The organism is Coraliomargarita parva, from assembly GCF_027257905.1.
In the GTDB taxonomy this organism is placed as follows: domain Bacteria; phylum Verrucomicrobiota; class Verrucomicrobiia; order Opitutales; family Coraliomargaritaceae; genus Coraliomargarita_A; species Coraliomargarita_A parva.
The window spans coordinates 200968-213635 of sequence record NZ_JAPZEI010000005.1 but is presented as its reverse complement, the minus strand read 5'-3'; the positions used below and the strand labels follow the sequence as shown (position 1 = coordinate 213635).

10 protein-coding genes are annotated in these 12668 nt (G+C 59.9%); 8 read left to right on the top strand and 2 right to left on the bottom strand.

The window, feature by feature from the left end; translation table 11 throughout:
- The first annotated feature begins 12 nt into the window (after positions 1-12).
- From chrA to O2597_RS09245, 8 genes are all read left to right on the top strand, one after another.
- On the top strand, positions 13-1188 hold the full coding sequence (gene chrA / locus O2597_RS09280; RefSeq protein ID WP_269524226.1) for a chromate efflux transporter: 1176 nt from the start codon (positions 13-15) through the stop codon (positions 1186-1188).
- Positions 1189-1305: 117 nt separating this feature from the next.
- Complete coding sequence (locus O2597_RS09275; protein WP_269524224.1) at positions 1306-1752, top strand: hypothetical protein; 447 nt, start codon at positions 1306-1308, stop codon at positions 1750-1752.
- 26 nt (positions 1753-1778) lie between these two features.
- On the top strand, positions 1779-2924 hold the full coding sequence (locus O2597_RS09270) for a TMEM43 family protein (protein ID WP_269524222.1): 1146 nt from the start codon (positions 1779-1781) through the stop codon (positions 2922-2924).
- A gap of 25 nt (positions 2925-2949) precedes the next feature.
- Positions 2950-3684 carry a ComF family protein gene (locus tag O2597_RS09265; RefSeq protein ID WP_269524220.1) on the top strand — a complete coding sequence of 245 codons (735 nt, stop codon included), beginning with the start codon at positions 2950-2952 and terminating at the stop codon, positions 3682-3684.
- A 44-nt stretch (positions 3685-3728) separates the two neighbouring features.
- Positions 3729-4592, top strand: a complete 864-nt coding sequence (gene accD, locus O2597_RS09260; RefSeq protein ID WP_269524218.1) for an acetyl-CoA carboxylase, carboxyltransferase subunit beta — start codon at positions 3729-3731, stop codon at positions 4590-4592.
- A gap of 43 nt (positions 4593-4635) precedes the next feature.
- The gene (locus tag O2597_RS09255; RefSeq protein WP_269524216.1) at positions 4636-5919 is read left to right on the top strand and encodes a bifunctional folylpolyglutamate synthase/dihydrofolate synthase; all 1284 of its coding nucleotides are present in this window, start codon (positions 4636-4638) and stop codon (positions 5917-5919) included.
- Between the two features lie 122 nt (positions 5920-6041).
- Complete coding sequence (locus O2597_RS09250; RefSeq protein WP_269524214.1) at positions 6042-7685, top strand: cation:proton antiporter; 1644 nt, start codon at positions 6042-6044, stop codon at positions 7683-7685.
- Positions 7682-9298 carry a cation:proton antiporter gene (locus O2597_RS09245; RefSeq protein WP_269524212.1) on the top strand — a complete coding sequence of 539 codons (1617 nt, stop codon included), beginning with the start codon at positions 7682-7684 and terminating at the stop codon, positions 9296-9298. Before O2597_RS09250 ends, O2597_RS09245 begins: the two co-directional genes overlap by 4 nt.
- 482 nt (positions 9299-9780) lie before the next feature.
- Here the strand turns inward: O2597_RS09245 and O2597_RS09240 are convergent, their stop codons facing one another.
- Complete coding sequence (locus O2597_RS09240) at positions 9781-10386, bottom strand: redoxin domain-containing protein (protein ID WP_269524210.1); 606 nt, start codon at positions 10384-10386, stop codon at positions 9781-9783.
- Between the two features lie 29 nt (positions 10387-10415).
- Positions 10416-12584, bottom strand: coding sequence for a protein-disulfide reductase DsbD family protein (locus O2597_RS09235; RefSeq protein WP_269524208.1), 2169 nt, complete (start codon positions 12582-12584; stop codon positions 10416-10418).
- Positions 12585-12668: the final 84 nt, after the last annotated feature.

The window sequence follows — 12668 nt, the reverse complement described above, 5'->3', positions numbered from 1 at the left end:
GATAGTGGGCGCATGGGCCACACCGAATCTTTGCTACAGATCTTCTGGATCTATTTCCGGTTGGGCTGTATTTGCTTCGGAGGGCCGGTCGCCCACCTCGGCTACTACAAGGAGGAATTCATCAATCGCCGCCAGTGGCTCTCGGAGTCACGCTTTGCCGAGCTACTGAACCTTTGCCAATTCATCCCCGGCCCCTCCAGCAGCCAACTGGGCTTTTGTGTGGGCTGGCACCGCGCCGGACTGGCGGGTGCCTGCGTCGCCTGGCTCGGCTTCACCCTGCCTTCCGTCCTGCTCATGATCGGCTTTGCCTACGGGCTGCAGGCCTTCGAAGCAGAAGCCGAACCCGTTATCCGGGGCCTGCTGGTGGCTGCGGTCGCCGTTGTCGGCAAGGCCGTACTCGATCTGGGACGCAAGCTTTGTCCGGACCCCGGCCGCGTGCTGCTCGCCACCGTCTGCGCGACCGCCATTGTCCTGTTGCCGGGCATCTACATGCAGATTGCCTCCATCCTCTGTGGCGGACTCTTCGGCAACCTATTCTATCGCAAAACCATTGCCGACGGGCATTTCGAGCCGGTCCAGGCCAAAGGGAGCCACCGCTTCGCCCTGACCGCCCTCTCCATCTTCGCCGGCCTCCTACTGCTTTCGCTCCTGACCCCGCCGGCCGCTCCCGGCGGACTCTATGCACTCCACTACCGGGCCGGCGCCCTGGTGTTCGGAGGCGGCCATGTCGTCTTGCCCCTCCTCAGCGACAGTGTCGTGGGCGGCGGACTCCTCAGCAACGCCAACTTCCTCGCCGGTTACAGTGCCGCCCAAGCGGTCCCCGGCCCGCTCTTCACCTTCTCCGCCTTCATCGGCACCGCTGCCAGCCCATTCCACCCGCACTGGCTGAGCGGACTCCTCGCCGTACTCGCGATTTTCCTGCCAGGAATCCTCCTCGTCTTGGCGCTCGTACCCTACTGGGACCGGATACGCCACCGGCTCTGGGCCCGCGCCGGTCTCCTCGGTGCCAATGCGGCCGTCGTCGGCCTGCTCCTTGCCGCCTTCATTAACCCCGTCTTCCGCCACGGCATCCACAACTGGATCGATGCCTGCCTCGCCGCCCTCGCCTTTGTCGGCCTGTACAAGCTGAAGCTGCCTCCCTGGTCGATCGTCCTGGGCTGCGGCCTGGTGGGTTCCCTCATCTATTAGCCACGCGCCCACCGGAACAACGGTTGAAAGACTAACGCCCTGAATTGCCTTGCAAGCTGGTCTTTTGATTAGCAAAAAAAGACAAGTCCTTCATAGGCAACAAACAACAAATCAACCATGGGTCTATTCGATAAAGTTAAGTCAATGGCGAACGCCATCACCGGCAACGCCGCAAAAGTAACTGTCTCCGCCGCACCTGTCGCACCAGGCCAACCGGTGGCACTCGACATCCAAGCGCTGGCCAAAGATGCCACCGTCGCCTACAGCCGGGTCTATGTGAAGATTCGCGGGCGGGAAACGATCGACCTCCATGACCGTGACGGCAACTCCACCGAACGGATTCGCCGCCATGAAAACACCTTTGAGATGGAAACCGTCGTGGACGGCGCCGGTGAGCTCGCCGCCAATGAAAGCAAGACATGGTCTTGCGAGGTGACCATTCCAAGCACCGCACCCGCCTTTTACCGTGGTAAATATGCCGAGCACTTCTACGAAGTACAAGTGGGCCTCGACTGTGCGGGCAATGATCCGGACTCCGGCTGGGTCCGCCTTCAAAGCGCCTAAAAAGTACATAGATTTGCTCCGATACAATGGCTCCTGACTCATTTTCCGAGGTCTCGAGCGCGTCCTGGTTTTCCCGGATTGGTGGCGCGTTCAAAGGCATCCTTATTGGCATCATCGCCGTGCTGGTCGCAGTCGCCCTCCTGACGTGGAATGAAGGGCGTGCGGTCAAACGCTACAAGACACTGAAGGAGGGGGCCGGCGCAGTGGTCGCAGTCTCCCCCGAATCGGTACTGCCCGGCAATGAGGGGAAGCTGGTCCATTTAAGCGGCCATGCCCTTGCCGGTTCCACCGCGAGCGATCCGCTCTTCAAAGTCGAAGTGCCCGCCCTCGCCTTGAATCGTGAGGTCGAAATGTACCAGTGGAAGGAAAAGACCTCGAAAGAAACCAAAAAGAAACTCGGCGGCGGCACCGAAACCGTCACCACCTATGATTACACGAAATCATGGAGTGCGCAGCACATCGACTCGTCCCGGTTCAAGCATCCGCAGGAACATGCCAACCCCTCGGAAATACGCTTCCGCAACGAGAGTTTTGTCGCAATCCCGGTCCAACTCGGTGCGTTCACACTTACCACAAGCCAGATCCGAATGATCGGGACGAGTGAAACCTACACTTTTCCGAGCGACTACAGCCCGCCCTCAAACCTCGGCGAGCACACGCAGAGCCCGACCACTCTCTATTTCGGCAAGAATCCGGATAGCCCTGAAATCGGAGACATCCGAATCAGCTTCAAAGTCGCCCCGGAACAAGACATTAGCATCGTTGCCGCCCAAACCGGCAACAGCTTCCAAGCCTATCAGACCAAAGCCGGCGGGACCATCCACTTGCTCGAAACCGGACTCGTCTCCGCTCCGGCCATGATCCAGATTGCCCAGGACAGCAACAAGTTCCTGACTTGGGTCTTACGCGGCGTCGGCCTCGTGATCCTGTTCATCGGCTTTAACATGATACTGGCCCCGATTTCGGTCATGGCGGATGTCGTGCCCTTCATCGGCAATCTGGTCGAAGCCGGCACAGGCTTGATCGCGCTCCTGCTGGCCGGGCTCGTCGGCTTGGTCACCATTGCGGTGGCCTGGATTGTCTTCAGACCTATCCTCGCCATTTCCCTGCTTGTGGTCGGCATCGCCTGCGCCTACCTGATATTCAGTAAGATAAAATCGGCCAAGTCATAAGCACCGCCTCACCGACACAGCCCCAATGAACGGACGGCTCAAGCAGATTTTCCATGCCGCGGCCGACCTCGTCTTTCCCCGCAGCTGCGTCCATTGCTCGGAAGCGATCGAGGACTCGCCCCTCCAGTTCCTCTGCCGTCGCTGCAGCCGGGAATTGTTCCTGGCCGTCCCGCCCGCCTGCAGCACCTGTGGCTATCCCTTCTTCGGCCAGCTGGCAGGCCCCAAAACCTGTCCCCATTGTGCGGAACTGGCGCCGGTATTCGACGAGGGAAAGACCTTGTTCCTGGCCAAAGGACCGGGCCGCAGCCTGATCCACGAGCTCAAGTACCACCAAGGCTTCTACGTACTATCGGACCTTATACGCCTCACGGAGCAGGTCCCCGGCTATCTCGATTATTTTAAGGACGCCTGCCTCGTGCCGGTGCCCTTGCACCCCGCGAAGGAAAGGGAAAGAGGGTTCAATCAAGGGGAGCGGATTGCCCATACCCTCGCCGCCCGGGCAGGCGGCACAACCCGGGTCGAATCCCTGCTCGAACGCATCCAGTTTACAGGGACTCAGACCCGGTTGGCCCGGAATGAGCGTCACAGGAACGTAAAAAATGCCTTTGCTTTGAAGCCCGATGCGGTTCTAATTCCTGAAACTCACTACATCCTCATCGACGACGTCTTTACAACCGGTGCCACGCTCAATGCCTGCGCCAGCGTCCTTCGACAAGCCGGCGCCCGACGCATCAAAGTCCTCACCATCGGCCACGGCTAGACTCAGCTTTCACTTTCCAACCTTCAACTTTCCAAGCACACATCATGGCTCTTTTCGGAAAACCTCAGTATTCGACGGTCACCGTTAAAAAGAAAGATATCCCCAAGGATCTTTGGACGAAATGCCCGAAGACCGGGGAAATCATCTATAACCGGGTCCTGAAGGAAAACCTTATGGTGGTCCCAAGCAGCGGGTACCACTTCCCCCTCGACGGCCGCACCCGTATCGCTTCCATGTTGGACGAAGGTAGCTTCGTCGAGTACGATGCGGGCGTCAGCTCCCTCGACCCATTGGAATTCAACGCCACCGCTTCCTATCGCGAAAAGCTCAAGGCCAGCCAGGCAAAGACCAAGGAGACGGATACGGTCATCTCCGGGACCGGCACCATGGGCGGCATGCCCGTCAGCCTGGCGGTGATGGATTTCCGTTTCATGGCAGCGAGTCTCGGTTCCGCCGCCGGGGAAAAACTGACACGCGCGATCGAGCGTGGCCTCGAAATGAAGTGCCCGGTCATCATCGTTTCCGCTTCCGGTGGCGCCCGCATGCAGGAAGGCATCCTCAGCCTCATGCAAATGGCCAAGACCAGCGCCGCATTGGCCCGCCTCAGTGAAGCCGGCCTGCCTTATATTTCCATCCTGACCAACCCGACCATGGCCGGTGTGATGGCGAGCTTCGCCTCGCTGGGCGACGTCATCATCGCCGAACCGGAAGCGCTTATCGGCTTTGCCGGTCCACGGGTGATCAAGGAAACCACTCAGCAGGATCTGCCGAAAGGCTTCCAGACCTCGGAATTCCTGCTCGATCGCGGCCTGATCGACACGATCATCCCCCGCGGTGAAATGCGCGACCGCCTGATCCACCTGCTCAAGGCTTTCGGCAAGAACGCGGCACCGGCCAAGACGGCCTAGTCGCTCAAGCGGGCAAATTCAACGGCCGGCACGCTGGTCCGCAATGTCCACTTACGCCCAAATCCGCGAGTACCTCTTCTCCCTGAGGAACCGTGGTTCCAAATACGGAATCGAACGGATGCGCCGTCTGGTCGAGGCTCTCGGCCATCCAGAACGGCGTTTTCCCATCCTCCATGTCGCCGGCACCAACGGCAAAGGCTCCGTCTGCGCCATGCTCGAAGCCATCTACCGGGCCAACGGCTACCGGACCGGCTTGTTCACCTCCCCCCATCTGCTGCATTTGGGCGAGCGGGTACAGGTGGACCGCCAGGCTTTGAGCGAAGCGGCCATCCTTCGGTACACCGAGCAGCTAAAGCCGGTCGCAGAGGAACTGGGCGCACGCGACCCCGACGACAGCCCGTCCTTCTTCGAATTCATGACCGCGATGGCCTTTCTCCGCTTCGCCGAGGCGGAGGTGGACCTCGGCATCCTTGAAACCGGCCTCGGCGGACGCCTCGATTCCACCAATGTGGTCGACCCGGCATTGACTATCATCACCTCCGTCAGTCTCGACCACACCGACATCCTGGGCGACAGCCTGGACAAGATCGCCCGCGAAAAAGCCGGCATTCTCAAGCCTGGAATCCCAGTCGTGCTGGGGCGCCTGCCCCCCGAAGCCGACACGGAGATCCAGAGCATCGCAGCAGAACGCGCATGCCCGGTCTACACGGTAACAGAGTATTTCAACGAACAAAGCCTGCCCGAAACCAATCTGGAAGGGGCACACCAGCGCTGGAACGCGGCCGTCGCAACACTCGCCAGCCGCTTGCTGGAGAAACGCTTCCCGCTGGATCCGGCAAAATCGGAACAGGCACTCCGTGCCATCGAATGGGCCGGACGCTGGCAACGCCTCTCACTTGACAAGCGCACCCTTATTTTAGACGCCACCCATAATCCGGAAGGAGCCGAGGCCTTGGAAGCGAACCTGCAAAGACTCGTCGAAACGACCGGGAAGAAGCCGCACATCATTGCCGGGACTCTCGGGGAGGACCGCGGGCGCAGCCTGATGGCTGTCCTCGCCCGTTATGCGGGCAGTTTACACCTCGTGGAGCCGGCGCAACCCCGTGCCTGTACCCGCGAATATTTGGCCAGCTGCCTGCCCCCTGAAAGTCCACTTCCGGTGACATACGCGAATGTCGACCAGCTATTTCCACAGCCCCAATCCTGCACGCTCGGAGCGCCCGGCGACATCATTCTCGTTACCGGCTCGATCTACCTGCTGGGTGAAGTATTGGAACGGCTACAGGGAAAGACGGCATCCGGCGGGCAACTGCAGGACAAAATCTAAACGAAAGACCTTGGCTTCCTACTTTACTTAAATGAGCGTCGCTCCTGTTATTTGGCATAGATGAACAATCCTTTCGTACGGTTATTGCTACACGAAAGAGCCTCCGTTTTGATCAAGCACGAATGCACCCGCCCGACCTTCAACTACTGCTCCAACTCGGCTATATAGTCATTACGGCAGCGGGCTTCGCCTTTCTGGGTAAACTGGTCAAAATGCCCTCCATCGTGGCCTACATTTTCGCGGGCATGGTCCTCGGGCCCACCCTGCACCTGGTCGAACTGGACCACTCGCTGGAGCTGATTTCCGAGCTCGGCATTGCCCTATTGCTCTTCCTCGTCGGCCTTGAGCTCAGCCTCCAAAAAGTGAAGGACCTCGGCCGCGTCGCTCTCCTGCTAGGGGGCTTGCAGGTGATCATCACCTCTCTCGGTGGCTTTGGCCTGGCCCTCCTGCTTGGGTTTGAACCACTGGCCTCCATTTTTATCGGAGCGACCGTCACCTTCAGTAGCACGGTAGTGGTGATCAAGCTGCTCGACCAGAAAGGGACGGTCAACCGGCTCTATGGCCGTATCTCCATCGCCCTCTTCCTGGCCCAGGACATCGTGGTCATCTTAGGCCTCACGATTCTCAGCGGCTTGGGCGGCAGTAGCGAATCATTCGACATGATGGAGATCCTGAAAAGCCTGGGCACCGCTTTCGGCGGGATGGCTGTCCTCCTGATCGCCTCCCTCCTCGCCGCCAAATACCTGCTCCCCCGCCCATTCCGCTGGGCCGCCCGCTCGCCCGATACCGTCTTCATCTGGGCACTGTGCTGGTGCTTTCTCGTCGTCCTGCTGGCGCACGTCTTCCACCTCTCCCTGGAAATCGGCGCCTTCCTGGCCGGCCTGGCCATCGCACAATTGCCCATCCACGAAGACCTCCACCGGCGCCTGCACCCGCTCATGACCTTTTTTATCGCGGTCTTCCTGGTCACACTGGGGATCAAAATGGACCTCGGCGCCTTTAGTTCGATCTGGAAACCGGCCCTGATACTCAGCCTCTTCGTGCTCGTCCTCAAGCCCATCATTGTCGGCACCATCCTCAGCCGGCTGCGATACAGCGAGTATACCTCCTTCCAAGCCGGCGTCGCCACCGGACAGGTCAGCGAATTTGCCTTCATCCTACTCGCTCTCGGGGCCGCCAGTGGGCTCATCAGCAGCCAGATTGTCGCGCTGGGCGGCTTTGTCGGGATCTTCACCATAGCGATTTCCTCCTACCTCATCATCTACAGCGAGCCCTTGTACAAAGCCTTCCGCTTCACCGGAGTGCTCCGCTATTTCAAAGCCAAGCAGGAGGCCGACCCGGAGGAATCGAAGCACCACGAGGGACACGTCATTGTCGTCGGCATGAATGCGATGGGCCGTGCCATCGTCAAGGGCCTCTGCGCGCGGGGCGAGCAGGTCTTGGCCATCGACACCGACCCGCTCAAACTGGAAGGGCTGGAACCCGCCGAAACCATGATCGGCAATGTGGAGTACGAATCCTTGCTCGAGGAAATCGGGCTTCGCAGAGCCCGCCTGGTCATCTCCGCCCTGCAGATCGAGGACACCAACCACTTGCTGGCCTACCGTTGCCGATCGGCCGATGTGCCCTGCGCCATCCATGCCTTTGACGTCTCCGTCGTCGATGACCTGATCGACCTCGATACCGACTATTTGCTCATGCCCGCCCTCGACGGGGTCGTGGAACAGCGCGAAGTGCTGGCCAAGGAGGGGCTGATTCAGACATGACCGCCTTTGCCATCCTGCTGGTCGCAGCCGCCCTTGCCTTCGGCCTGTCCAAGGCCCTGCACCTGCCCGCCATCCCCCTGCTCATGCTCTCCGGTGTCGGACTCCGCTTCCTAGCCAACCGTAGCGAATTCGACATTCCGGACGAACTCCTCAGCGAAGTGATCGAAATCGGGCTCGCCATGCTGGTCTTCACTGCGGGAACCGAACTGAGTCCCCGCCGTATGCGCGGACGCTTCAGGCCGGTCACGATCGTGGCCGTCACACAGTTCTTCATGCTCGGATTTGTGGGCGTCTGCACCGCGCTCCTGCTCGGCTACGAGCTCACAACCGCGCTCTATGTCGGCTGCGCACTTTCCGCCAGCTCGACCTTGGTCGCGGTCCGGCACCTCCAAACCCGGCGCCAGATGTTCGAACCTTTCGGGCGCCTCGTCCTCGGCGTGCTGCTGCTTCAAGACATCTTCATCGTCCTGATCATGGTGGCGCTGCTCAAAGCACCGCTGGGCTGGCTGGAAAGTATCCACTCCGTCGCCAATGCGATCGCCCTCGGCATCTTTTCCCTCGGGGTCCACAAATGGTTCGTTCCCTGGGTCACACGTCGCCACAAGCTCGACGATGAAGAACTCATGCTCGGCGCCCTCAGCATGCTCTTCGCCTTTTCCGGCATGGCCCACCTACTGGAACTGCCCTTCCTTGTCGGCGCCTTCTTTGCCGGCTTTGCCCTTTCCGCATTTCCCATGAACGGCCTTGTACGCGGGATGCTCGGTTCGCTCTCGGGCTTCTTCCTCGCACTCTTCTTCATTTGTATCGGTGCCTTCCTCACGCTACCCAGCCCGCAAATGCTGGGACATAGCCTGATCTTCATCGCGATGCTCGTCCTTGTCACGGTCACAATCGTCGCGATCGTCGCGGAAGCCGTTGGCTATACCACCCGGGCCTCAATCGAGACCGGCATCCTCCTGTCCCAGACCAGCGAGTTCTCCCTACTGCTGGCCCTGACCGGATTGGCATCCGGTCAGATCAGCCCGGAACTATTCTCCATGATCGCCTTCATCACGGTGACGACCATGACATTGACCCCGTTTTTCTCCCGCGAGAAGATCGCCTGGAGCCTCATGCATTGGCACCCGCGCTACCGCAAGGGCGAAGCGCGTTGCGGTGAAATGAGCGGCCATGCGGTGCTGCTGGGCTATGGCCGGGCGGGCCCAAGTACGGTCCATACCCTCAAACAACATGGCCTCGAAGTCGTGGTCCTTGATGATGACGCAGGGGTGATCCGTAAACTCATTGCCCAGAAAATCCCCTGCATACAGGGGGATGGCTCCGACGAGCACATGCTGCGCCTGGCCCATGCCCGGGAGGCAAAAGTCGTACTCTGCTCGATGCGCCGGCGCCAGGATGCCCAACTCACCCTGGACTACCTGAAGAACTCGGAGGTCAAGGTTCTGGTGCGTACCTTCGAGCATGAGGAAAGCGCCATGGTCCGGGCAGCCGGCGGCTATCCGATCGAAGCCTCCATGGCCTCCGCCCGGACATTCTTCGACTGGCTCAGCGCCAACCTTCCGGATGAAAAGCACAAAGCACCGGAAGTGGCCGCCACCCCGGCCGGACAATAAAAGAGCTCATCGTGAATGGCACGGACTAAAGGCAATGATCCGTAGTGGCGACTTCAGTCGCCAGCAAGTCGACGCACCTGCAGGACATAATATGGCAGCTAAAGCAGCCACTACCGTCCAAAGCCTCTATAGGCCCAAATATTCAATTCCCCTCATTAAGTCCGTGCTATTCAAGCTCATCGTCGATTGAGCGGAAGGTCCATGGCTGTGGCGAGACAATGCGCCTGCAACCCCTCCACCGCTCTGCGGTCCCCCTCCCCTGCAGACAGGGGAGGAGCTTGGATTATCGCGAGTGACTCAGTGGAGCTATAAAAGTTAAAGCTCCTCCTCTCAACGAGGGGAGGTGGCTACGCAAAGCGGGGACGGAGGGGTTCAGGCAAGCTATGACACGAAGTCCAACCCAGTTCTTTCCCGCTAATCGAAGATGAAGCAGAAAAAAGCCGGGCGACCGGCCCGGCTTTTTGAAAGAAAGAGCTCAACTCCTAGTATTTCACGCTACAACCGTAAGGACTGGTACTGGGGTTTTCCACCACTTCCCCCGCCAGGACACTCTCGTAAGCCTCCTTTACATAGTTGGTGGCTTTCTCGATGTCACTGCTGCGGGTCGACTTGATGCTGTCGATCGCACCCTGGTACACCAAGGTGCCTTCAGGGTCGATCAGGTACATGTGCGGTGTCGTGCGCGCATCATACATCTGCCCCACCAAGCCGCCGGCATCGAGCAACATCGCGGTCGAGTGCATGCCCTTCTCCTGCCGCAAGGCCTCACCTTCCTCCGGGGTGACATACCCCTGCTTTCCCTCGGCGGAGGAGACAATCTGCAGCCAGATGATCCCCTTGCCGGTCATCTCCTGCTGCAGCGCCTGCATATCGCCTTCGCCGTAGTGCTTCTTGACGAAAGGACAGAGATGGTTGGTCCATTCAAGAACCACGAACTTGCCCTTAAAATCAGACAGGCTGTGCTCCGCACCGGCCGTGTCGGTCAGGGTAAAATCCGGAGCCGCACTGCCGGTTTCAACTGCGGCGCCGAGGGAGGCCGCCCCCAGGGCCATCCACCCTGCGAGTAGTAGTTTTTGTGTGTATTTCATTATGCTTTGTACTTGGTAGGATTTCGTGATCATTGGGCAGGCAGCGCCTTCTCCACCGCATCCCGAATGATTCCATTTGTCAGACTTTGGGGAAGCACAGTGGTTCCACCGTCCGGTGTCAGAAAGAGGTACAGCGGCACCCCGGAACGGCCGTAACGCTCCAGCTCCTCGGTGATGGCCGCATCATAACGGGTCCAGTCCGCCTCCAGGGCCACAATTCCCCGCTCTTCGAAGAGCGCCTCGGTCGCAGAGGTATGCAGGGCCACCTTCTTGTTCACTTGGCAAATCAGGCACCAGGTCGCGGTAAAATCGACAAAGACCGGATTCCCGGCCGCCAGCTCGGCCTCAACCCGCGCCTTGGACCACTCGCCCCAGATGCCATCCTCAGTGGCCACATCGGAATGCGCGGCGCTTGCCTCGTAACTGGCCCCGACCGAACGAACCGCCCAGCTGGCCGAGCCGATGACCAGGACAATGCTACTCCCCAGAGCGATCCGCTGCGATCGCTTGGTTCGGTGCGGAGCGCCCCAGCGTCCATAGATCCATGCGGCCACTCCCACTGCCAGCATCATAATCAGAAGGACCAGCACGGCGTCCACCCCACCGGAACGACCGGCCACCCAGGCAAGGAAGAGGACCGCCGCCATGAGCAGGAAGCCCATGAGTTGTTTGAAAGTTTCCATCCAGACCCCGGGCTTGGGCAAGTAAGCGACCAGCTTCGGAAAAATGGAGAGCAGCAGGAAGGGCGAAGCCAAGCCCAGGCCCATGGTACCGAAAATGGCGAGGCCGGTCGGCACACTGGCCTGCACCGCAATGCCGCTCACCGAAGCGACCATCGGCCCCATACAGGGCGCGCCGACCACTGCGGCAAGAATCCCCATGCCGAATGAACCGGCCAGATCCTTGCGTTGGGAGACTTTGGTATCCGCTCCGACCAGGCTCGTGCCCAGCTCAAAAACACCCATCAGGTTCAAACCAAAGAGGAAAAACAAGAGGGTCAGCACCACGACAAAGCCCGGGCTCTGTAACTGGAAACCCCAGCCAATCCGCTCGCCGAGGGCGCGCAGGGCGAAAAGCGCGCCGGCCAAAGCGAGAAAGCTCAAGACCACCCCGGCGGTATATCCCAATCCATGGGCAAAAGCCTGGCCCCGCGTCTGCCCCGCATGCTTCAACAGGGAAAACACCTTCAGGGAAAGTACCGGCAGGACACAGGGCATGATGTTCAGGATCAGGCCTCCGAGAAAGGCAAGCGCCAGCCATCCGGGAATCCCCAATTTGAGCAAAGCCCCCTCCAACCCGGTCGACTCCGGCATGTACTTGCCCACGGCACCGGCACCTCCGGAGACCTTCGGCTGACCGTCCAGACCGAGGGGAAAGTCGACCTGCCAGTTACCGGATTCGGCTTGCAGGACTCCTTCGATCCGATCCGGCCGTTCGCGGTCAAAAAACGGCGTGTCCAGGGGCGCACGCAAACGCAGGGTCGCTTCGCCGGTAAAGGCGACAGACTGGGCGGCATTCGGGTCCACGATGCCCTCCGAGCCGGCATAGAAATAGAGGTCGGCCGGCAAAGGCGCTCCGCTACTTTCGAGATCAAGGACCAGCTCATTCCCCTCGATCGCGCCGCGGACTGTCCACGGACCGCTGGCTTCCGGCTGGCTCGAACGGGCGGCCTCAAACAAATCCGCATGGCTCGACGGCGATGCACTGCCGGCGGACGGCAATTCAAGCTCAAGCGACGCCTCCCCCGGCAGGCAGACCTCCTTGCAGATCAGCCAAAAGGCCTCGGCCGAAAGCGTGACCGCTTGCCCCTGGGGATAATCTGCCGGGACTTCCACCGGCACGATGAAGGTGACCTCAGCCTCATGCCCGTAATTGATCAGGCCTGCCATTTCGATCCGCTCGGGTGACGGCCATTGAATCGGTCCGGCCACAAAGCCCTCCGGCAGCCCCCACACCACTTCGACCGGTAGGCCGCTGGCTCCGGGGTTTTTCCAATAGATATGCCAGTGCTCCTCCAGTTCAAAATGCAGGGCCAGATTCAGCACCTGCCCGGGAACGATTGCATCCGCCTCGGAAACCAATTCAACCCGGGCGTGCTCGGCCTGTACCGGTGCGGCCTGCACAGCAGGTCCCCCAATAAGGCCCGCACAGAACGCGAGCAGATGAAAGACAAACGATTTTTTAGCAATTCCAGCCATAGGGTATCATGCAAGATAGATGAAAGGGGCTTCCTATTCCAACATGCTGGCAAGAAAATGAAGAAAACGCCATAAGCTTTACAT

Bases quoted from the DNA above. Each gene is read 5' to 3' on its own strand.
- chrA (WP_269524226.1), top strand. From the start codon at position 13: ATGGGCCACACCGAATCTTTGCTACAGATCTTCTGGATCTATTTCCGG.
- O2597_RS09275 (WP_269524224.1), top strand. From the start codon at position 1,306: ATGGGTCTATTCGATAAAGTTAAGTCAATGGCGAACGCCATCACCGGC.
- O2597_RS09270 (WP_269524222.1), top strand. From the start codon at position 1,779: ATGGCTCCTGACTCATTTTCCGAGGTCTCGAGCGCGTCCTGGTTTTCC.
- O2597_RS09265 (WP_269524220.1), top strand. From the start codon at position 2,950: ATGAACGGACGGCTCAAGCAGATTTTCCATGCCGCGGCCGACCTCGTC.
- accD (WP_269524218.1), top strand. From the start codon at position 3,729: ATGGCTCTTTTCGGAAAACCTCAGTATTCGACGGTCACCGTTAAAAAG.
- O2597_RS09255 (WP_269524216.1), top strand. From the start codon at position 4,636: ATGTCCACTTACGCCCAAATCCGCGAGTACCTCTTCTCCCTGAGGAAC.
- O2597_RS09250 (WP_269524214.1), top strand. From the start codon at position 6,042: ATGCACCCGCCCGACCTTCAACTACTGCTCCAACTCGGCTATATAGTC.
- O2597_RS09245 (WP_269524212.1), top strand. From the start codon at position 7,682: ATGACCGCCTTTGCCATCCTGCTGGTCGCAGCCGCCCTTGCCTTCGGC.
- O2597_RS09240 (WP_269524210.1), bottom strand. From the start codon at position 10,386: ATGAAATACACACAAAAACTACTACTCGCAGGGTGGATGGCCCTGGGG.
- O2597_RS09235 (WP_269524208.1), bottom strand. From the start codon at position 12,584: ATGGCTGGAATTGCTAAAAAATCGTTTGTCTTTCATCTGCTCGCGTTC.